The sequence below is a fragment of the Ruminococcus sp. 5_1_39BFAA genome (assembly GCF_964240875.1).
Classification (GTDB): Bacteria; Bacillota; Clostridia; order Lachnospirales; family Lachnospiraceae; genus Blautia_A.
On record NZ_CAXSVO010000001.1, the window covers coordinates 554,382 to 575,943 of the forward strand.

The following is a 21,562-nucleotide window of genomic DNA, read 5'->3' on the forward strand; positions in this document are numbered from 1 at the left end:
AAATATAGTTCCATATAAACGACAAATGAAAACCCCGAAGGTAGGCAGACCTTCGGGGTTTTCTAGTCCGTTTTGGGATGGTGGCTTAATCCATAGGTTAGTTACCGACTATTTGCCGCCGTCTAACCATTTGATGATGTAGTGGCAAACCACACCAGCCGCGACAGCGGCAAGAAAAGAAAATATAACTTCCATATAAACACCCCCTTCCTTTACCTGTCTAGGGGCGGTAACATAAAAATTGTATCATATATGGAAATCATTTTTTGTCGAAATATGTCGTCTTTTCCAAAAAATGTCAAAGGTTCAAAATATCTGGTGTGCCCAGGCCAGCCAAAACCTCCGGTCCTCCTCCGTGATCTTCTGAATGACCTTACATGGTTTTCCTTTTTCCAGCTGCACACTGCCCCCGAAAGTATTGGACCTCCGGGGGCAGCGCTGCTCATTGTTTATTCTTATTTTCCAATTGTAAATTCATAGCTTCCTGCTTCCAGTGTGTACTGTGCGCAGGTTGTTCCGTTATGTTCAGTCATTTCTACAAATACTGCACCTTCCGGAACGGTTGTTGCATCTGCTTCCTCCTGGGAAATCGGGAGATACAGAGTTGCGGTTGTATTGGCAGGAACGGTTGCTGTGTAGGAAGTCATCTTGCCTTCCTCTGCAGTCCATCCGCTGTAAATTGTTCCGTAGTTGGAATCGTAGGAACCATTTGCGTAAGTGAAGGTACCGCCCACTGTCGGCTGTAATACAAAACTCTTATAGCCTGCTGCTCCCTCTTCTCTGGTGATACCAAGCTGATAGGACATCATCCACTCGGAAATAGCGCCTAAAGAGAAGTGGTTGAAGGAGTTCATGGAGTTGTTTCCGTTAAATCCGCCTTCTAATGTGTAGGAGTTCCAACGCTCCCATACGGAGGTAGCGCCCTGGGTTACCGGATACAGCCAGGAAGCATACTCTGTCTGCTCAAATAATTTGTATGCGTCTTCTACATAACCATATTTGGTCAGTACCGGAACAAGGTTCGGTGTGCCGGAGAAGCCGGAGGTAATGGTGTAATTTGCATCTTTTACTGTCTGTACATAATTTTCAACAGCTTTTGCTTCGTTTTCTTCGCTGAATACACCATAGCAGAGAGGTGTTGCGTATGCAGCCTCAGTATCATAGTAATCCGTTACCGGCTCATCCAGTGCTTCGCCAAAGTCATCAATTACTTTTGTGGAATACAGTCTGCAGGTTTCCGGCTCTACATAGCAAGCGTTCCATTCCGCTTTTGCAAGGTCATACTGCTGGGAATATTTTTCCTGAAGCTCTGTATTTCCAACTACTCCTGCCATATCTCTTGCCAGACCCAGCAGGTATACGTATACCGCATTGTTGATCAAGCCTGCATCGGTAGCATCTACGGAAAGCCAGTCAGCCAGGATACCTGTTCTGCTTGTCATATGTGTATATTCTTCGCTGAGATCATAGCTGTCCAGATAATCCAGATATTTGTCGATTGCTTCCATATTATCTTCGATGATCGCTGGGTTTCCGGTCTGCATGTACATGTTATAAGGAATTACAGTAAGGGCTGCATCCCAGGATACTCCTGAGAAGCCGGAGCCGCTGAACTCATCCTCCTGCGGCTCTGCAGTCGGTGCATATACCGGAAGAGATCCATCTTTACGCTGGCAGGCTCTTAAGGATTTCAGCCAGTTTCTGTAGAAATTATAAACATCTGCGTTGTAGGATGCTGCCATGGAGAATACCTGTGCATCTCCTGTCCATCCAAGACGTTCGTTTCTCTGCGGGCAGTCAGTCGGAAGAGAAAGGAAGTTGCTCGTCTGGGAATTCTGTACGTTCTGGAACAGACGGTTTACCAGATCATTGGAACTGTCATAGGTTCCTGTCATATTTACGGAAGAGATAACCTCTGTCTTAATATTTTCCTTTGGAAGCTCCTTCTTCAAACCGCTGATCTCAATATATCTGTAGCCATGGAAGGTAAAGTGCGGCTCAAATACCTGATCTCCTTCTGTAGCCACATAGAAATCTGTACAAAGAGCGCCACGGAGGTTTTCAACCATCATGGAGCCTACCAGTCCCTGCTCCTGATATTCTTCAAGATCCGGATAAAGTACCTCTGCATAACGCACTGTCACTGTGCTGCCCGGCTCAACATATTCTGCCGGAATGGTGATCTGCGGAACGCCGATTACGTTTTCTCCCATATCATAGATGTAGGATCCCGTTCCTTCTTTTGATTCGCCCAGTGCTTCCTGTACTTCCAGCTCTTTTACAATGGATGCCTCTTCATCATAGCGGACTACGAAATCAAAATCATTCATTCTTGGTTCGTGCTGAACCGGCTGTTCCCAGTCTTCGGATTCTGTATAGTCGGCTGTTGCCCAGCCCTCATAAAGATCTGCTGCCTGTGCATCATATCTTTCGCCATTATAATGGGACTCTGATTTTACAGGACCCTCTGTGGATACCATCCAATCCTGATCATTTGTCACGATGGTTTCCGTGGTTCCATCCGTATAAGTGACATCCATACGTGCCATAACTGCCTGATACGGTCCGTAATAGTTATAGTCACCAGTGGTGTAGTTTAACTCTCCGCTCCACCAGCCCTGGCCCATCTGGACCCCAATGGCATTCTCGCCTGTCTGCAGCATATCTGTCACATCATAGATCTGATACGGCATATAAGTGGAATACTCTTCATTTCCGGGATTAAACAGTCCATCCCCTACTTTCTCGCCATTGATATACATCTCGTAGGTTCCCTGGGCGCTTACATACATTCTGGCGCTGGCAACCTCTTTGGATTCTGTAGAGAATTCGGTTCTTACCATTGGAGAAGCGCCGTCTGACGGATCTGCATAAACCAATGTTCCGTTTTCGCCACCCTCCACTGTGATCTGATCCTGATCCTCTGCTACCGTCACGCCCTCCAGTCCTTCAAAAATGCTGTAAGTAGCTCCTGTTGTCTTATCAAATAAAACTACATCGTCATCATTGTCACCGTACATGTCGATTCCAAGGCTGTCATAATATGCGGTTTCTCCTGCATTTACCGCAAATCCGATAGAATTCAGATTCGGGAATGTATTATAGTTGTGATTGTTTCCAAGAGGATTTAACTGGCGTCCGGAATCTACGTCTACGCCATTCATGGAAACACTCACCTGGTTGCACTGGTTTGTCCAGATCCGCAGAGAAATCTGGTCGTTCACATTTTTATCTGCAAACACCTCTGCCGGGATGGAAATTGTGGCATCCGGCTCGTCCGCTGCATTTTCCTCTTCCTGAATGATGTAGGAATACGAAGTTCCCCGGGCACTTTCTTTAACTACTGGGTTTCCATCTTCATCCAGCTCATTAACTGCTGCCGGCATTCCTACTACATAAATATTCAGCTTTGGATCTTCCGGATCAGAGATGTCTACTTCATATCTGAAATAGTTTTCTCCCTCTTTATTCCAGACATTCATTGCCTTATTCTGAAGGCGGTGGTCATTTGCTCCCAGGATTACGGAAGCCTTTGTGCTGCCCTCCGGAATAGTCACATTGACACGCATGTCAAAAAGATTTGCTGCCGCTGCGTCCAGATTCTTTTTTGAGGAACCGATCCACTGGGCATCTCCCCAAGACTCATAGGTAGTGTCCAGGAAAGAAGTCTCAAAGGTATTGACCTCAGATTCCCATGTATTGCCGTCCTCATCTGTAACGGTTACCTTCCACTGATACTGGGTCTTTGGGGCAAGCGCTTCCCCTTCGTACTTAATATTTGCAGATTCCCCGCTTTCCACAGCTCCGCTGTCCCATACTACGTTGTTCTCCATATCCATGACAACGATCTGGTAAGCTGTCTGCTTTGCACCAATCTCATCAGCCTGCATCTGCCAGGTGAAAACCGGTGTGGCGGTATCAATTCCGATCGCATTTTCAAGTCCATCCACGGTCAGTGACACAATATCCTTTGTGTCCTCTTCTGCAAACGCAGGTACGGCTCCGGCAAAGGTTGTTCCCACAACTGCTGCTGTCAAAGCCACGGCTACACTTTTTTTCAGTATAACTCTGTTTTTCTTCATATTTACCCTCCGTTCTTTTTTAACTGTGTTACTCAGCTATTTTTCATTATAAAGAACATAGGGTATCTTTTTGATATTTTAATAGTGCACAATCTTTAGGTTTCAGCCTTCGTCATAGGCTTTCTGCATTTTGTCGGTTATATAATCTGTGGAAATGTCTTCTCCGCCGATTTTTCTTGAAACCCCGTCTTCCAGAATCCACTCCACATCGCCTTTCCAGCCCTGGTTGCAGTTAATGGTATACCTCCCTGACTCCTGAAGCTCCTCAAATTCTGACCACATGCTTTCATTTCCCGAAGACGTTCCTGTATTTCCTGACTCCAAAATTTTCTGTATGATTTTTTTGCAGAGTTCCACATGGGTGCCTCCTGCATAGACCGCCATGCCCCCTCCGTTGGATATTACGCCGTAAACAGGTTCCCCATTTTCATTTGCCGGAAGTGAAAATGCTCCCAGTTCCTCTTCATCCATATATTCAGAAAGAACGGAATAATTAAAATTGCCGCCAAACATCATGGCTGCCTCCCCGGAGCCAAAACGCTCTGCCGCTTCCGCTGAACCAATGGCAAGGGAATGCTCCTGTACATATTTTTTTTGATAAAGCAAAAGGTATCGGTCAATCACAGTATCCCAGGTTCCAGAATCCGTAAATCTTACAGTGCCATCCTCCAATTGCTGGTTGTAGTCCGGATTATCCGCATATACCTGGCAGGCTGCGATCTGATACAGTCCAAACTGCAGTGCGTATCCGTCTTTATTTCCGGATATGATCGGCGTTACCCCATTTTTTTTCAAATGCTCGCAGACCTCCAGAAATTCCGTCCAGTTCCGGGGAATAGAAATTCCATATTTCTCAAAAATTTTCTTATTATAATAAGTACACAATATCATGCCGCCCCTGCTGAGAGAATACACATGTCCGTTCCAGCTTACAGGGGCTTTCTCCTCTTCTGAAGCATTGGCAATGACCGGAAACTCCTCCAGAGGTTCCAGATATCCTGCCGGAGCCAGCTTCTGTACTGCATTGGGTCCTGCCCAGTATGGCTGTATATTAAAAAAGTCCGGTCCGTCTCCCATGCTCAGCCTTGTATTCAATATGCTATAATACTGCTCCTCCGGATAGGTTTCCATAATGATCTCGATATTCGGAAAATCTTCAAGCAGCACCCCCTCCAGCTCTTTTTTCCGGTTTTCCGCATAATTTCCTGTGCCGCTTCCCATAAAGGTAAGCTGTATCTTGTCTGATGCTTCCTCCTCTGCCGCTAAACAGGTACCGGCACTTCCCAGGGTCAATACCGCCGCCAGAAGCATTCCTGTTATTTTTCTCATAGTGTTATTCCTTTCATTAGAATATTCTGAATGAAATTTTCTGCCCTACACAACTTTATTAATCTATGATATAGTATAATTATTCGTTACAGGATTGTAAACCACAGAAATTTACATAAAAGGATAAATTCATGCAGCTAAAACACAGGTTTTTCTTCGTTTTTTCCGCTCTGGCGCTGGTTCCTCTGATGCTGTTTTCCTACATCGCATACACCCGTTATACGAGGCTTTCCAATGCCCAGATTCAGTCTGCTTCCTCGAACATTATGGAACAGGCAGTGATACAGACGAATTCCGTTTTTTCTAATCTGAGACATATTCTGGAAAACGCGCAGTACGATTCCCATAATGAAAACACGCTTTCCCAGAGTCTCCGAAAATTTCATTCAACAGATTCCGATTATACGGATCTTGACATTTACACAGCCAATCAGCAGATAAAAAATATATTTCAGAATCTTACATATTCCACAGAAAATATTAACGGCATTTTCATTTTTACCCCATCCGGAGTGATTCTAGGACAGGGGTACGGCAATGGCGTGGATGTCCGCAGCAGCTACGACCCCACAGAGGATTCCTGGTATCAAAATACTCTGGAGCTTGACGGAAAAATGTATATTGACGGTGTTGGTTACCGGGATTATCTGCTGAATGATACCCTTTCCCTGTCCTTTGCCATGTGCATTTATGATGTGTATTCACGGGATTTTCTGGGGGTTTTGTATATTAACTGCTCCCCGGAAATTCTTTCTCTGGACAGTGTGAATGTACTGCCCGAAACCACCTGGTTTTCCATAAATCGCGGCGATGAACTGCTGTACCAGAATGGTGTTATGCCTTCCCTCACAGACCCGGCTCAGACAATTACCTATACGAAGGACCTTGCCCTTTCCCAGGTTACCCTGACCGCGGTTTTCGATAAGGCAGATATGGCTTCTGACTTTCGGGGAACTCTCTATTTGCTGGCCAGTGCCATGATTTTTTTCTTTATCCTTTTTACCATACTGGCTTATTTTCTCGCCAGATACCTTACCCGTCCCATCATCAGTCTGAGCCGCCTGATGGCGCATCCCCGGGAAAAGCACGGGATTCTGGAATCCCCTTACCTGAACCGCAGGGATGAGATTGGCACCCTTTATAACCAGTATCTGAAAATGCTGGAAGAAAACAACCGTTACATTAAAACACAATTTGAAAACCAACTGGTACTTATGGATTCCCAGATGAGGGCACTGGAAGCGCAGATCAACGCCCATTTTCTTTACAATACGCTGGAGGCGATCAACAGTCTTGCCAGTATTGAGGGTTCTGAAGATATTTCCACCATGGCTCTGGCCCTGGGCGATATGTTCCGCTACAGCATCAAAACAAAGGGAGCGCTGGTGACCTTAAAAGAAGAACTGGCTCACGTACAGAATTTTGTGGCTATCCAGCTCATCCGCTTTGATAATGCCTTCTCTTTCCAGATGGATGTTCCCCAGGAGCTTCTGGAGCATCAGATCCTGAAACTGATCCTGCAGCCATTGGTGGAAAATGCCCTGTACCATGGACTGCTCCACTGCAATGCAGGAAGCACCATCCGCCTTTCAGCCAGCCAGGAAAATGGTGAGCTTCTCTTTTCCGTAACAGACGATGGCGTAGGCATGGATCCCGATACACTGGAACGTCTTCGGAATTCATTGGCGGAAAAGCCCCGTTTCCAGGAGCTGAACCAACGGGAAAACGGCAGTATCGGATTAAAAAATATCCACTCCCGTATCCGGCTTTACTATGGAGAAGCATACGGGATCGCAATAGACAGTGAGAAAGACAAAGGAACCTCTGTTTCTATCAGGCTTCCGGATCTGCCCGGGCAGCAGACAGACACACCGATCACAAGGAGAGTATGACCTATGTACACTTATATCGTAATTGACGACGAACCGCTTATCCGGCGGGGAACTATCAAAAAATTGGAAGGCTTCCCGGATATTGCCTGCATTGCCCAGGCATCCAACGGACAGACTGCCCTGGAACTGATCAAAGAGAAGGACCCTGATTTTATCATAACGGATATGAAAATGCCTGTTATGGACGGCACCAGGCTTCTGCCTGTCCTGTCCACCCAGTACCCGGATAAACATATCATTGTTATAAGCGGCTACAAGGATTTCGAGTATGCACAGCAGGCACTCCGCGCCAATACGATCGATTATATTGTAAAGCCATTCAGCCGGGAAGCCCTGTGGGATGCCGTATCCAGGGCTATCTCTGAGATTGAAAACAAAGCTTCGCTGGACCAGAAGCTCACCATGAGCGAAACGGAAAAAGAAGCCTTAAAATATGAATATGACCGTCAGCTTCTCAAAAATCTTCTTTTCGGCTCCCTGGGAAATTCTCCGGAATTCAGTTCCGGGAAGCTGGAACGCCTCACGGCAGACTGCTGTTATTTTCTGATGACCGTAAATCTACGGGAAGCGCTGGACGAAAATGCCCTTTCAGAATTTCTTTCCGTACGTGACATGGCTTCCTCCTGCGTGCTGATCACCCGTGAAAATACAGACAATATGGTCTTTCTCCTTTTCTTCCTCTCTCAGGATGAACAAACGGAGTTTGCCCGGAAAGCTTCTTCCTGTAAGGAGCTTTTGGATCAGTTTTTTGACAGTTGCCAGGCTCATCCTTCCTATGGAATCAGCCAGCCCCATACTGCTCTGGACAGATTGCATGAAGCCTTCCTGGAAACAGCGGATGCACTGAATCAGATGACCCCGATTCCCGCCAGCAACTATGTTTTTTATGAAGCAGCCAGGAAACCTTCCGTAACGCTGGAGTGGCCCAAGCTGGAGCGTTTCCTTTTTCTGGCGGAATCCGGACAGACAGCAGAGATCCGTACGCTCTTTCCTGAGCTTTTCCACTATTTTGCAAGGACAGAGCGCTGCCGCCTGAAAGATGCCAAGGACTACTGCATGGAAATCGTGGAAGCGCTGAGAAAATCTCTTCCCAAAGATATGTCGGTCCAGCACAACTCCGCTGCCAGCCTGAGCCTTTTAAATAACCTGAATTTCATTTTCAGTTTTCAGGAGCTGGAAGAATTTTTTCTGCAGGTTTTCCATAATCTTGCCGAAGCATTCGAAAGCACAGGCTTCTATACGGAAAAGGATGTTATGGACAATGTCAGGAATTACATACGCCTCCATTATGACAAAGACCTGACTTTGGAGTTCGTCGCTTCCCTTTTCCATCTGAACCGGAGCTATCTGAGTTCTGCCTTCAAAACCCGGACTGGTACCAGCTTTGTGGATTATGTAAATCAAGTCCGGGTGGACAAAGCGAAGGAGCTTCTCGTCAAAACAGATAAGAAAACCTATCAGATTGCCCAGACAGTAGGCTATGAAAATGCGAAATATTTTTTCCGGATCTTCAAAAAATTAGAAGGCGAAACGCCGGAGCAATACAGGAAAAGAGGCACCTCCCCGTGAAGTGCCTCTCTTTCCTTCTTTTCTATAATTCAATTTCCACCCACTGCTCTTCGGGATAGTTTACCACAATACAGTCATTATAGTAGGTTCTTTCCGGCAGGGCGATCATCACATGCGCCAGCTCTTTGTTTACAGGAATAGCGCTTAAATGCCAGACGCCTGTGTTTAAAAGAACCATGGTACCCTTTGGAACCAGAAATGCTTCGGTGAGCTCCGGAACCGGATCTTTTCCTGCAGGAGCTACGTGAACCACCACGTCATCGTCCAGGCACAGCACGCCCTCCTGGGTGAGATTGTGATATTCAGCCGTGTCCACCACCATTTTTTCCGGCTTGCGCACCAGAAGCGGTGAGAACGCCAACTGCATCTGACCTGACGAGTGCATCAGGAGCCTGTCCTGAAAAAAGTCTCCCAGGCTGTACCCTTCCGGGTTCATAAAATCTGTAAAGCTTCCAAACGCCTTAAAATTTTCAACAGTTATCGGTTTTGCTTTTATTTTTCTCATAATTTGTCACGCCTCCTTTTTTATTAGCCGTTTCCCCCTGTCTATAAACAGAGACGGCAAGCTTTGTATATGAGTAGTATAGCTCTTCCGGAATTCTCCCGCAAGCGAAACTTTTATGTACCCTCATATCAGGACAAAAGGATCTCCGTTGGCTCATCTGCGCCCCCGATTATGGCTTTCGATGCAGCATCTTTCTCCTCTCCTATATTGATCCGGAACTTTTCCCCCACCGGCTCCCAGCCATAATTCTCTTCCTCTGCATATACCTCCCAGGTATCAGCGCTTTCCTGCACACTGTATTCATCTCCATCCTCATCTGTTTCAAAAGCCTCTGATCCTGTTTCTCCTTTCCAAATGATCTTTCTGGCGTAAAGCTGCAGATCCAGGTACGTGCAATCCTTATCCGGGATGGACAAATGGAAATCCTCCTCATCTATTACAGCGCCAGGCTCAAAGTCTCCCATGAAGCTGGTTTCAAACCGCATTTCATTGTCTGAAATAAAACCGCTTCCATCAAGGCTTACCGGATTTCCGAAGCTGTCCTCGCCCTTCAGCTTCAGTTCATAGTTATTGACCCATTCTTCATCCTGTGCCACACCGGATGCCACGATCCGACAGTACAGGTCATTCATAGTCAGATTTCTTAATATCAGCTTCCCGCCATTTTCATCCGAAATGTTGATAGCAAGCTCCTGCTTCACAGTCTGCGCCTTTAGTTCTTCCGGCGTGATCATAAAATCATACACAAACTCTGCCACGGGAGTAAACTCTTCTCCTGGCTGTGGATCTGTTTTTCCGGCTTCCAGCACCAGATGCACCTGAACCTCACCTTCCGGCAGAGTCATATCCTCATACTCCTCTACCATTATAATGTCCGGATCTTTCACATTTTCCTCCAGCGCCTCCGGGTCTGACCTGCTGCCGTTTAGACTTCCATAGCTCTGATAATGCTGCCCGTTTATAGTAGTTTTTTCTTCATTCAGCCAGACAGGATGCGGCTCTTTCTCCTCCCCGAAAACCTCTTTCAGGGAAACAATCAGCTTATGGTCATCCAAAATCACTTCATTCAAGGTAAAGGATACACCATTTTTTGTCTGTGTCTGGTTGATGATTTCTGTATAAGAAGCCAGATCCTTTGTGACTCCAAATATTTTACCGATTTTTGTTGTAAACTCTTTTACTGCTGCCTGTACCCCTGCGTTGCCGGCCATGGCTATGCAGATCAGCACAATCGCCGCAGCGCTGGCAAGCCTCCTACGGTACAATTGAAAAGCATATTTTTTCCCTGTCCATTCTTTTCCTGCCTCTTCAATAAGCTTTTCATCAATGTTTCCAAATTCATCCGAAAAATGAAATTCTTTCTTCAAACCATCGCCTCCTTTTTTAAGATACGATATAATTTTTTACGATTTCTGCACAGGTTTGTCTTAATACATCCTTCGGATACGCCATGTCTGTTTGCAATGGCTTTTATGGAATCCAGATACCAGTATCTTCTGATAAAGATATCCCGGTCTGCCTCTGACAATTTACGCAAGAACTTTTCAATGGTCTTTACCAGTTCTTTTTCTGCTATCTTCTCATCCACGGTATATGAGAAATTCAATTCGTCCATTTCACCGCAAACATCCTGTATATGTGTATCCGCCCGCTTTGCAGCACATTTTTTGCGGAAATAATCAATAGCAAGTCCTCTTGTGATCTTCCCCACAAAAGCGGATAAGACGGACGGGCGTTTTGGCGGCATATACCGCCATGCCGCCAGCCATGTATCATTCAGGCATTCTTCCGTGTCCTCATGGTTTTCCAGCAGATTCCATGCGATTTTATAGCAATATCCGGTGTATTTACTTTTTAGTTCCTGAATGGCTGTTTCATCTCTTTTCCAAAACAGCTCAATAATTGCTGTATCTTCCACCGTGTACCTCCTTTTCCCATTCTGAAGCATGAGTATTCCTGCAGGTTTTTATCTCTGCTTACTATATAAATCGTAGGATTCCTTGTAAGGTTACAAAAACCTGGGATAAAGATAGTATTCTTCATCCCAGGTTTTTGAGCTGTAACTATTTACATAAAATCATCCGTGCAGTCTGGTAAGATATTCAGCCTGCTCCTCCTCCGGTATCTCCAATATCTCCATTGCACGTTCGGCAGTGATACCCAGAGCTTTCATCATTTTATTGATGGCATCCAGTTTACTCTGCTGTATTCCTTGCTGTATTCCTTGCTGTATTCCTTCTTCTATTCCAGCCTGTTTGCCATCCTCCCAGCCTTCCTGCCGTGTCTGCCTCATGACTTTTTCTTCGTCATATTCATAAATACTCACTTTTTTCGCCTCCGCTCTGTTCCTGCTCAAAAAGTCACTCAGAATTCCCTCCCGGATACATTCCGTAATTGCCTGCTTTCATCCATCATAGCACATTCCGGTCTGATATACCAGTTAATTTTTTCTAAAAACGTGCGGTGCACTGTCATCTACCCCACAGATCCCACCCTTGCTCCGCCGCCCATGATCTTTCCGTTCTTATCCCGTATATATCCGTTTGCATCCACATGTCCGCCTACCGGGACCTGCCACTCGCCTTTTTTGTTAAAGGTATTCCCGTCCTTGTCTACAATATTTCCATTTTTATCGATATACGATCCCTCCATCTGCTGCGTCTCCTGCTCTTTGGATGCTTTCCCGCCGCACCCTGCCAGTGCGGTCAGGCACAATGCTGCGCAGATGCCAGCCACCTTTTTCTTATTCATTCTGTCCTCCTTTTACTTTGCCTCTTCCGCTTCGCTCTCCCATAAAAGAATGGATTTGCTCTCCACCTCCTTGGTCTGTTCCGCCCCAATTTCCGGATCATCATAATTAAACTGATAATTCACATACTCTTCCGGCAGATAGTACACCTTTTCAATTCCACTCAGCCTGTTCTCATCCGCCATTGTTCTCTGGTGCTCATCTATCTGGTCTCCATAATCCGTTATCAGCTCGTCGCAAGAATCCGATGGGTATATCTTTCTCACTTCCTCAGTCTCCACCATCCGCAGAAACTGTACCTTCTGATCCGGTGAAATAAGGCCGGACAGCCTTCCATAATAAATCTTGGTAGCATACAGCTTATCTCCCCTCATCTCAAGCCCGCTGTCTTCAAATGAAATATATGTCTCCTTTTCCGCATAAAAATAATGGCCAACCCGCACCGCTGCCAGCACGCACGCAACGGCAATGCAGACCCACAGGATCCTCTTTCTCAGGATCGAGCGGCGTACTCTCTGAAATGCTGCTTTTGCATCCTCATCCATTTTCTTTCCGCTCCCTGTATTTTCAAAATAATGAGACTCCTGCTTTAATTCCGTCCAAACCCGTCTGCATGACTCACAGCCTTCCAGATGCTCCTCCACCAGTTGACTGCTGTCACTGCTCAGCATCCCGTCAACATATAAAGGAAGCAGATCCTGAATAACATCACATGTAATCTTCATATTCCATGACCTCCTGTATTTTCTTTTTTGCCCTTAGATACGTCATTTTTGCCCAGCTCTCACTTTTCCCAAACAGACTGCTGATGTCCCGAAAAGACAGTTCACCGAAAACCCGAAGTGAAAAAACCTCTTTATAAGGTTCATCCAGATTGTGCAGAATTCTATGCAGTCTCTGAACTGTCTCCTTCTTTTCAAGATCCAGCTCCATACTGCCCGGCGCCGTACCCTCAGTTCCTTCCTCCGCCGGAACAAGCCGCCTGTTCTTTCTCAAATAATCATAATATGCGTTTTTTCCAATTTGACACAACCACACCCTGATGCTGCACTGTCCACGGAATCCGTCTATTTTCTGCAAAGCCTTGAAAAATGTTTCCTGTGTCAGCTCTTCCGCAATATGCTTATCCTGGGATATGGAAAACAGGTATTTGTAGACAACTGTAAAGTACCGGTTATACAATTCCTCCATATCCATCTGTCTATTTTCACCTCCTGCTTATATGACGCAGTAAACGCGGTTTCGTCACAAAAAAATCACCTTTCCTTCTAAATAATGGGATCCAATCCACGATCAAGAAGGAAAGGTGATTCAATTATAAGCCTAAATTACTTTAAAGGCAATTTCCTGTTTCTGATGTCATCATTGGCCTTTTCCACATTCATCCTTGACATGATCAAGGTCATGATCAGGGAAATAATCATAGGAAGCCACAGGTACATAAAGTAAAGCATCCGGATACAGGAAGCAGGCTGGGTTGCTACTGTACCGTTAAAGCCGCTGAATTCCAGAAGCCATCCGGTGATCGCAATGCCAAGACCGCCGCCAAGCTTTACCCCAAGGGATGTACAGGAATACATGGTGCCATCTACACGTTTATGCTTGGTAAGATATGTGTATTCGGAGCAGTTTGCGATCACGGCATTCATATCGCCCTGCCACGGGCCCATACCAAAAGCCGCGATTCCGGTAAATACCAGCATCAGCGGAACACTTCCCAGATATGCGGCAACCACAACCAATGCTCTGCCGATGGTTCCAAGTGTATAGCCAACTACATTCAGCTTATAAATTCCTTTCCATTTTGCAACCAGCATTGGGGTAATGATCAGCGCAATGATCAGCGGGATATTGATCGCCCATGAGAAAACCGGATATAAATTCTCATTCAGGAGAACGTAAGTCATATAGTAAATACCCATGTTCAGCATTGCCGTATAAACCTGCTGAAGAATATAAGTAACACAGATCATGATGTAATACTTATTGGAAAACAGAAGCTTTGCTGCCTCTACCAGGCTGTATTTCTCATCAGCTCCATCGCCGCTTTCATTCAGCTCCTCCTCCGGCAGCTCCTTTACGGAAAATACGGAGATCGTATTTACGATCAGACCGATCACTGCATAGATGATGGCAACTGTTCTCCATGCCGCAGCTCCGCCTCCAAGAACAGATACAAACTTAATGGTAACGGACTGGATCAACAAAGCGGTGGAAAAGGCAAAGATAAAACGGTATGAGCCCATCTCTACTCTTTCCTTGCTGTTTTTTGTCACCAGCGCTGTCAATGCGGAATATGCAATATTATTTGCAGTATAGAAAACCGCATTTAACAATGTATAAGCAATGAAAAACCATGCGTACTGGGCAAACTGACCCAGGTTCGCGGGAATGGCATAGATAGCCACCAGTGTCACGGCACAGCCGATATATCCGTACAACATCCACGGCCTTGCCTTTCCCATTTTGCTCTTTGTCTTGTCGATCATGGAGCCGAAAAATACATCCGTAACACCATCAAATAATTTGGAAACCGCGATCAGGGTTCCCACGATACCTGCACTTAAGCCAACGGTATTGGTCAGATAGATCATAACAAAGGATGACAGGAACGCATACACAACGTTTCCTGCAATATCGCCGGAGCCGTAGCCCACTTTGTTGTACCATTTTAAATATTTCTTTTCTTCCATTTTACTTTTCCTTTCTCATTTTATCGATACTGTAGGGGATCAGCCGCACGTTAAACCGAAATTCCTTTTCATCCAGCCTGTATTTTTTTGATAATTCCGGACCGCAGCTATTGGAGCCAATGCCGCTCTGTGCATAATCCAGACACAAAACTGTATTTCCGCTGGGAATCAGCTCAAAGTTGTGCTTCCGCAAGGTCAGCTCCTCCTGAGTGTAAACAGAAGCATTAAAGGAAAATTCCTTTTGACTGAACGCCGCAAGTCCATGATTTTCTCCCGCTGCCATCACATAAGAACAGTCATAATGGCTGCCGTTTTCCTGGGGCTTGATATAATCCTCGTGCATTTCCTCCACCTTCATGGAGTAGATGCCATGGCTGGCTGCCCTGTGCTTGTCACGATAGCTTTCCATGGGACCCATTCCGCAAAAGGTTACCTGATCCAGCCTGCTGTCCAGGAACAGCCGGATTCCAAATCTGGGAAGCATAGGGAATTCCGGGCATCTTTCTACGGACATGGAAAGATCCACCTCTCCGTTTTCATAAACAGTCCATACCGTGTCCATGTTCAGGATCCGCTGAACAGTATCCGCGGACAGAGACATATGGCAGTGAATACATACATGATCGTCCGTCTTTTCCACAGCCGCATCGTAAGCTCTTACGGATGTTTTATTATATCTTGCGCGGTACCATTCTGCTTTGATATACATATCATTGTCTGTTGGTGCACGCCAGATGTTGATTTCCATGGGCTTTTGAAGCTTTTGTTCACCGTCATATTCCATTTCCGTAAATAACCCGGTGCGCTTGTCTAAACAATACCGGAACTGAGCGCCCTTTAAAACAATGGCAAAATCATTTTCCTCCACTTCAATATCCTTCTCTCCGCGGCAGGAATGATTCAATATCTCCAGTACAAGCTGGTTTCTTCCATCCTCATTTTTCAATGGGATCTCGTCAAAACCAAGACAGTGTCCTTTGGGAACAAGCGCAGTCTCCTTTTTTGAATAATAGGAGGTTTTCAGATACACTTTGCCTTTTTTCGGAATAGAAACAGGAAGCTCTATGTCCACGGACTGTCCCGGTTCCACGCGCAATGTATCTATCTCACCCTGCTCCGTAACATTTCCATCGCAGGACACCTCATATTTCACAGAAAGCAATTCTTCTGTGTTGGTAAAATCCAGATAACTGTGGAAGGTAACCATCTTTGTTTCTTCATCAAAAGACTCAACCCGCACAGGGCGGTACACATTTTTATATTCCCAAAGTCCCGTATGAGGTCTGCGGTCCGGATACACAAGGCCATCCATGCAGAAATTGCTGTCGTGGACGTCCTCTCCGTGGTCGCCTCCATAATAGTATCTGGTTCTTCCGTCAGCCGCTTCCCCATGATAAATCCCATGGTCACACCATTCCCACACAAACCCTCCGCACATGATCTCCTGCTGATGGAAAATCTGGAAATAATCCTCAAAATCCCCGGGGCCGTTGCCCATGGAATGGCAATACTCGATCAGAATAAAGGGCTTGTCCGGATCATCCTCCAGATATTCGTCAATCTCCTCAAAAGGCGGATACATCCTGCTGAACAGATCAAGATTGGAAAAATCATATTTCCGCTTATCGCTGTGGTAACGGGCGCTTTCGAAATGGGTCAGCCGGGTATTGTCGAATTCCTTTGTCCATTTCAGAGCCTCCTCAAAGGTGCATCCGTAGGCGCATTCATTTCCCATAGACCAGATGACCACACAGGGGCGGTTTTTGTCTCTCTCCACGCATCGCTTTACACGGTCCAGTGTTGCTTCTATATAATCAGGATTGTCGGAAATCGCCTCATTCCACCGCTTACTCTTGTTGGCAAAATCATTGTCCTCGTAATAAATCTCACTAGGGCCATGGCTTTCATTGTCCGCCTCATCCACAACGTAAAAACCATATTGGTCGCAAAGCTGGTAAAAATACGGGACATTGGGGTAATGGCTGGAACGGATCGCATTGAAATTATACTGCTTCATCATTATCAGATCCTTCTTGAGCTGATCGATGCTGATTGCAGCTCCAGTCACAGGATCAAAGTCATGCCGGTTGATTCCATGAAATACAATGGGCTTTCCGTTAAAGTAAACCACTTTGTTTTCAATATAAATCTCTCTGATTCCCACCTGATCCGTAATTACTTCGTTTTCTGTTTCAAATATTATGTTGTACAGGTATGGATTCTCAGCATTCCATAACACAGGGTTTTCAATATCCATTTGAATATTTACGTTTTCCCGGTCTTCGTCCCTTTCTGTCTCACAACCGCCGATTCTATTTCCTTCTGCATCATATAATGTAATTTTAGTTGGAACTGCACTGGTAAGGTAATGGATCTCTGTCTCAACCTTCGCATGTCCGGCGGTCTGTTCTGTTTTGATAAAGTAATCGAAAATTACGTTTTCCGGTCTTTTCAGAATATACACATCCCGGAAGATTCCGCTAACACGGAATTTGTCCTGGTCCTCCAGATAGCTTCCGTCACACCATTTCAACACCAGAACCGCCAGACGGTTTTTTCCTTCCTGGAGAAGATCTGTGATGTCAAACTCGCTGGTGGAATGGGATACCTGGCTGTAACCTGCATATTTTCCGTTAATCCACACATAGAAACAGGAATCCACACCCTCAAAATTCAGATATGCTTTCGGTGCCCGCGGGCATTTTCTGTATTCAAAATCGTATACATACGCACCGCAGGGGTTATTCTGAGGCACATACGGCGGATCAAAGGGAAACGGATACCGTATATTCGTATATTGATGTATATCATATCCGAAATTCTGCCATACTCCTGGAACAGGGATATCGTCAAACTGGCTTACATCATATTCCGTACCGAAAAACGGTTCCTGGAGATTGTAAATACTGTCATAATAGCGGAATTTCCACTCCCCATTCAAAAGCTGAAAACGGTCAGACTCTTCTCTGTGCTCCGCCAGGGAATACATTGCCTTTGATGCCGGGATATAGTAGCTTCGGTTGGGCAGCGTATTTTCGTGCAGCACATGAAGGTCTTCATAGTATCTTGGTACAATCATTTTCACACCCTCCTGTTTTTTCTAATTATATAGTTTCCCGTTGGAAATCCATATAAACCGCATTAGACAAAATATGCACAAAATGATATAATTTTAGAAATTCAACCGAAAAAAATGTACATAATTTACCCTATCGTAAAATATGCACAAATTTTATTCATTGACTTTGTATAGTTTTGCAAGGAGGTGGCCCCTTATGTATATCGATTCTGCATACTGGCATAATTCCAGGCTGGATTTCAAGGATAAAAAGCATCCTCTTTTTGTAGGAAGCTGCGGAACCTATCACCTGTATACCCAAAACCGTCTTCCTACCCACCGTCCCCGCGGAAGGCTGGATTACCAGATTCTGTATATTGCTTCCGGCAAAGCCCATTTTTATTTCCATGGAAAAGAAGAGGTCATCTCTGCCGGAAATATGGTGCTCTACCGTCCTAAGGAGGAACAGCGATACTATTATTACGGGGTAGACCAGACAGAGGTTTACTGGGTCCATTTCACTGGCAACAATGTAAAAAATATTCTTCGGAAGTACGGAATCGCAGATGATGTACATGTCATTCACACCGGAACATCACTGGAATATAAACGGCTGTTTTTACTGATGATCCAGGAGCTGAAGCTGTGTAAAGAGGATTATGAAGAAATGCTTGTCAGTTATCTGCGGGAGCTTCTGATCATGATCCACCGTGTGATCCTCAGCAAGCCCCGGGGAAAGAGCTTCTTTCTTATGAATGAGATTGATGCCGCGGTACAGTATTTTCATGCTAATTACCACAAGGCTATCAGCATTGAGGACTATGCTGCATCCCATAATATGAGTACAAGCTGGTTCATCCGCAATTTTAAAGAGTATACAAACGCTACTCCCGCGCAGTATATTCTCTCACTGCGGATTTCCAATGCACGGACGCTTCTTGAAACGACCGCCTATAATGTATCTGAAATTTCCAATATAATAGGATATGAAAATCCACTGTATTTCAGCAGGATTTTTAAAAAGCAGTGCGGAATGTCTCCTTCCGAATTCCGAAATCAGATGAAAGAAGAGGCGATCCAGCAAAACCACACCCTGTAAAGGCTGCGGTTCCTGCACTTCATGACTGGACGAGATATTTTTCCCGGCAGAGATTCCGATACTCTCTGGGCGTCATTTTATATTTCTCCTGGAATACACGGTTAAAGGTTCTCTGGCTTTCAAAGCCAGCGTCCATACATATTTCCGTAATCGTCTGGTTGGTGCATTCCAGCATTGTGCTTACGTAATTCAATCTCTGCTCATTTACATACTGGCTGAAATTTCTGTGAAACGTGCCGGAAAAGACTCTGGACAGGACATATTTGCTGACACCCAGATCCCTTGCCATGCTTTCCAGGGACAGCTCTTCCCGGAAATGCCTCGCAATGTAAGACACAGTCTGATAAATAATATCGTCGCTGCCAATGCTGCTTTTCTCAATAAAGTGAAAGCAAGGCATACTCCTTGCAAGAATGATCTGAACGTATGCCTGCTCCACCACGGTATCCCGGACAGGTGTTTTAGTTTCTTCTGCCAGGCTTTTGACGGCACTGGAAATATCAGAATGCAGCTTTTCTTTTTTGATCACCGGGTCTTCCGGACAGTATTTCTGCAGTTCATCCAGAAACTGACCGCCAAGAGCTGGGGCTGCCAGTATGCAAATGGCTTTGTTTATCCCTGGCGACAAAACCTGATAATGATGGATCACATCCGGAAAAGCAATGGCAAAATCGCCCTTTTCCATATGAAATAATTCCTTCCCTACACCGAATTCCAATGCTCCTTGCATCACATATACAAGCTCCATGGAATTGTGCAGATGGGGCGGTGTATGCTTCAGAAGCTTGTGAATCACATACAGGTTTTCTTTTCTTTCTTCATATAAAGGAATCACCAGCCTACCTCCCGCAACTTTTGGCTACTTTTTCTTGTCATTTGGCACGTAATCCCCGGATTCTTGTTTTATAATGCACTTGTAAGATAAAGAAAGGAGGGATACAGGATGAACAAATTTGCAGAGTATATGAAATATGTGATGAACTTCTACGCAGATTACTTTAAATGCGCCTATCACATGTAACAGTTTCCAATAAGTCTTTTCACTGAAAAGGCCACTTCTCCAGGAAATGGTCTTTTTTCTTTACTGAAATTTTATAATCTGAAATACAAAATTGTCCATATACGGGATTGCTTAAAATATAAACAAAATGCACGAAAAGGGGCGGTTCAAAATGTGAACCGCCCCTTTATACCGTACCATTCCCCTCACGCAAACATTGACGACCTGGTCAGTATCCCTCTGACTGATATCCCTCCTATGTCACTGATCGCCGTTTTTATAATTTTTTGTTGACACAAGCGTATTGGAACCTTATAATAAAAAATCATTACACATTTTCATTTTGTGTCACCAGACCATTCGGTCAAATTTTCCACTTAGTTCTAATTAATGAGAGATGTTTTTATTGCATTAGGGAATATATTTTTGTATAATATTTTTAGCACATAATGTTCTTCTATGTATTTCTGACATCTCTCAGCCAGGTAAGGGAGGTTCCATGTCAGATAAGGATATTATTTCTATTGATTACTTTGAAGATAATGAACGCTTTGCGGATTTGATAAATGGATACCTGTTTGAAGGACGCGAAATTATCCGGTCTGAAGATTTCAGGGAATCCGACAGCAAGGTTTCGAGAATACAAAAGATGACTGACGGCTCAAATGCGCAGGCTGTGGTACGGGATGTGGTCAAATACCTTCAGGTTCACCTGAAGATCATGATGATCATTCTGCAAAATCAAAGCGATATCCACTATGCCATGCCCGTTCGCATCATGAATGAAGAAGCAGCGGGCTATCATAAACAATGGCGCAGGATTGCCCGGGAACACAAAAGAAAGCGGGATCTTAAGGGAGCGGAATATCTTTCCGGTTTTTCCTCCAAAGACCGTCTTATGCCTCTTGCTACGATCGTAGTATACTTTGGGCAGAAACCCTGGGACGGCCCACGGAATCTCAGCTCCATGCTGAATATGGATGGAATACCGAAAAATCTCCGGAATATTATTGCAGACTATCCCATCCATGTTCTAGAGGTGCGCCGCTTCCAGAATATTGAACGCTTCCGCACGGACCTGCAGGTGGTCTTCGGCTTTCTGCAAAACACAGAGAGCCGTGAGAATCTGACCGCCTATGTGCGGGCCAATCAGAAGCAGTTTGAAAATCTGGAACAGGACGCGTTTCAACTTATCCGCGTCATGTCCCATTCCCCGGAACTAAAAAATATAAAGTCAACCTGTATGACAGACTCTGGAGGTGTTAATATGTGCAAGGCAATTCAGGATATGATTCATGAAGGAGAACGACGTGGCGAAAAACGTGGCGAAAGGCGCGGTATAAGGCGTGGTGAGAAACGAGGGGAAAAACGAGGGCAACTACTCGGCCTGGAAAAGGGTATTAAACTTACCAAAAGGATTTACTATCTGCAATCAATGGGGTTTGATGATGCGGCGATTGCAGAAGAATGCCGTATATCTGAGAAAGAAGTGGCTCAAATCCTTGATTTTTCCGTCACATGAGCCTATACCGTCCTACAGCTATCTTTTTTCCTTCTGTCGCGATTTAACGAAAACCGAGTCCCGG

At 45.1% G+C, this 21,562-nt stretch carries 16 protein-coding genes; 4 read left to right on the plus strand and 12 right to left on the minus strand.

All coding sequences use genetic code 11. The features are described from left to right. Window positions 1-455 precede the first annotated feature (455 nt). Together ACESZH_RS02455 and ACESZH_RS02460 are read right to left on the minus strand one after the other, a co-directional pair. The gene (locus tag ACESZH_RS02455) at window positions 456-4,082 is read right to left on the minus strand and encodes a family 78 glycoside hydrolase catalytic domain (RefSeq protein ID WP_373216693.1); all 3,627 of its coding nucleotides are present in this window, start codon (window positions 4,080-4,082) and stop codon (window positions 456-458) included. Window positions 4,083-4,184: 102 nt separating this feature from the next. After that, on the minus strand, window positions 4,185-5,411 hold the full coding sequence (locus tag ACESZH_RS02460) for an ABC transporter substrate-binding protein (RefSeq protein WP_373216696.1): 1,227 nt from the start codon (window positions 5,409-5,411) through the stop codon (window positions 4,185-4,187). A gap of 131 nt (window positions 5,412-5,542) precedes the next feature. Between ACESZH_RS02460 and ACESZH_RS02465 the strand changes: the two genes are divergently transcribed. Further along, the gene (locus ACESZH_RS02465) at window positions 5,543-7,303 is read left to right on the plus strand and encodes a sensor histidine kinase (RefSeq protein WP_373216698.1); all 1,761 of its coding nucleotides are present in this window, start codon (window positions 5,543-5,545) and stop codon (window positions 7,301-7,303) included. Between the two features lie 3 nt (window positions 7,304-7,306). Further along, the gene (locus ACESZH_RS02470) at window positions 7,307-8,872 is read left to right on the plus strand and encodes a response regulator (protein ID WP_373216700.1); all 1,566 of its coding nucleotides are present in this window, start codon (window positions 7,307-7,309) and stop codon (window positions 8,870-8,872) included. A 22-nt stretch (window positions 8,873-8,894) separates the two neighbouring features. On the opposite strand, the gene ACESZH_RS02475 is transcribed toward ACESZH_RS02470, so the two are convergent. The 9 genes from ACESZH_RS02475 to ACESZH_RS02515 all read right to left on the minus strand — a co-directional run bounded on the left by ACESZH_RS02475 (window position 8,895) and on the right by ACESZH_RS02515 (window position 17,898). Continuing rightward, entirely contained in the window at window positions 8,895-9,377 is a 483-nt protein-coding gene (locus ACESZH_RS02475) for an ureidoglycolate lyase (protein ID WP_373216702.1), read from the minus strand. Between the two features lie 128 nt (window positions 9,378-9,505). Then, window positions 9,506-10,744 (minus strand): DUF4179 domain-containing protein, encoded by a 1,239-nt coding sequence (locus tag ACESZH_RS02480; protein ID WP_373216705.1) that lies wholly within the window; start codon window positions 10,742-10,744, stop codon window positions 9,506-9,508. Next, window positions 10,741-11,295: an RNA polymerase sigma factor gene (locus ACESZH_RS02485; protein ID WP_373216707.1), complete on the minus strand. Its 555-nt coding sequence runs from the start codon at window positions 11,293-11,295 to the stop codon at window positions 10,741-10,743. The genes ACESZH_RS02480 and ACESZH_RS02485 overlap by 4 nt, the downstream gene beginning before the upstream one ends. Before the next feature lie 159 nt (window positions 11,296-11,454). Continuing rightward, a complete protein-coding gene (locus ACESZH_RS02490) occupies window positions 11,455-11,703 on the minus strand; it encodes a hypothetical protein (RefSeq protein WP_373216709.1) in 249 nt (82 codons plus the stop codon). 149 nt (window positions 11,704-11,852) lie between these two features. Further along, window positions 11,853-12,128, minus strand: coding sequence for a DUF3659 domain-containing protein (locus tag ACESZH_RS02495; protein WP_373216711.1), 276 nt, complete (start codon window positions 12,126-12,128; stop codon window positions 11,853-11,855). Window positions 12,129-12,140: 12 nt separating this feature from the next. Beyond that, on the minus strand, window positions 12,141-12,851 hold the full coding sequence (locus tag ACESZH_RS02500; protein WP_373216713.1) for a zf-HC2 domain-containing protein: 711 nt from the start codon (window positions 12,849-12,851) through the stop codon (window positions 12,141-12,143). After that, a complete protein-coding gene (locus ACESZH_RS02505; protein ID WP_373216715.1) occupies window positions 12,835-13,323 on the minus strand; it encodes an RNA polymerase sigma factor in 489 nt (162 codons plus the stop codon). The genes ACESZH_RS02500 and ACESZH_RS02505 overlap by 17 nt, the downstream gene beginning before the upstream one ends. A 131-nt stretch (window positions 13,324-13,454) precedes the next feature. Then, window positions 13,455-14,819: an MFS transporter gene (locus ACESZH_RS02510; RefSeq protein ID WP_373216717.1), complete on the minus strand. Its 1,365-nt coding sequence runs from the start codon at window positions 14,817-14,819 to the stop codon at window positions 13,455-13,457. 1 nt (window position 14,820) lies between these two features. Continuing rightward, window positions 14,821-17,898: a glycoside hydrolase family 2 TIM barrel-domain containing protein gene (locus ACESZH_RS02515; RefSeq protein ID WP_373216719.1), complete on the minus strand. Its 3,078-nt coding sequence runs from the start codon at window positions 17,896-17,898 to the stop codon at window positions 14,821-14,823. A 196-nt stretch (window positions 17,899-18,094) separates the two neighbouring features. Between ACESZH_RS02515 and ACESZH_RS02520 the strand changes: the two genes are divergently transcribed. Further along, on the plus strand, window positions 18,095-18,976 hold the full coding sequence (locus tag ACESZH_RS02520) for a helix-turn-helix domain-containing protein (protein ID WP_373216720.1): 882 nt from the start codon (window positions 18,095-18,097) through the stop codon (window positions 18,974-18,976). A gap of 19 nt (window positions 18,977-18,995) precedes the next feature. Here the strand turns inward: ACESZH_RS02520 and ACESZH_RS02525 are convergent, their stop codons facing one another. Beyond that, complete coding sequence (locus ACESZH_RS02525) at window positions 18,996-19,811, minus strand: helix-turn-helix domain-containing protein (protein WP_373216722.1); 816 nt, start codon at window positions 19,809-19,811, stop codon at window positions 18,996-18,998. A 664-nt stretch (window positions 19,812-20,475) separates the two neighbouring features. On the opposite strand from ACESZH_RS02525, the gene ACESZH_RS02530 reads away from it, so the two are divergent. Continuing rightward, window positions 20,476-21,498, plus strand: coding sequence for a hypothetical protein (locus ACESZH_RS02530; RefSeq protein ID WP_373216723.1), 1,023 nt, complete (start codon window positions 20,476-20,478; stop codon window positions 21,496-21,498). Window positions 21,499-21,562: the final 64 nt, after the last annotated feature.

Bases quoted from the DNA above. Each gene is read 5' to 3' on its own strand.
- ACESZH_RS02460 (WP_373216696.1), bottom strand. From the start codon at position 5,411: ATGAGAAAAATAACAGGAATGCTTCTGGCGGCGGTATTGACCCTGGGA.
- ACESZH_RS02465 (WP_373216698.1), top strand. From the start codon at position 5,543: ATGCAGCTAAAACACAGGTTTTTCTTCGTTTTTTCCGCTCTGGCGCTG.
- ACESZH_RS02515 (WP_373216719.1), bottom strand. From the start codon at position 17,898: ATGATTGTACCAAGATACTATGAAGACCTTCATGTGCTGCACGAAAAT.
- ACESZH_RS02520 (WP_373216720.1), top strand. From the start codon at position 18,095: ATGTATATCGATTCTGCATACTGGCATAATTCCAGGCTGGATTTCAAG.
- ACESZH_RS02455 (WP_373216693.1), bottom strand. From the start codon at position 4,082: ATGAAGAAAAACAGAGTTATACTGAAAAAAAGTGTAGCCGTGGCTTTG.
- ACESZH_RS02500 (WP_373216713.1), bottom strand. From the start codon at position 12,851: ATGAAGATTACATGTGATGTTATTCAGGATCTGCTTCCTTTATATGTT.
- ACESZH_RS02470 (WP_373216700.1), top strand. From the start codon at position 7,307: ATGTACACTTATATCGTAATTGACGACGAACCGCTTATCCGGCGGGGA.
- ACESZH_RS02530 (WP_373216723.1), top strand. From the start codon at position 20,476: ATGTCAGATAAGGATATTATTTCTATTGATTACTTTGAAGATAATGAA.
- ACESZH_RS02475 (WP_373216702.1), bottom strand. From the start codon at position 9,377: ATGAGAAAAATAAAAGCAAAACCGATAACTGTTGAAAATTTTAAGGCG.
- ACESZH_RS02510 (WP_373216717.1), bottom strand. From the start codon at position 14,819: ATGGAAGAAAAGAAATATTTAAAATGGTACAACAAAGTGGGCTACGGC.
- ACESZH_RS02505 (WP_373216715.1), bottom strand. From the start codon at position 13,323: ATGGATATGGAGGAATTGTATAACCGGTACTTTACAGTTGTCTACAAA.
- ACESZH_RS02495 (WP_373216711.1), bottom strand. From the start codon at position 12,128: ATGAATAAGAAAAAGGTGGCTGGCATCTGCGCAGCATTGTGCCTGACC.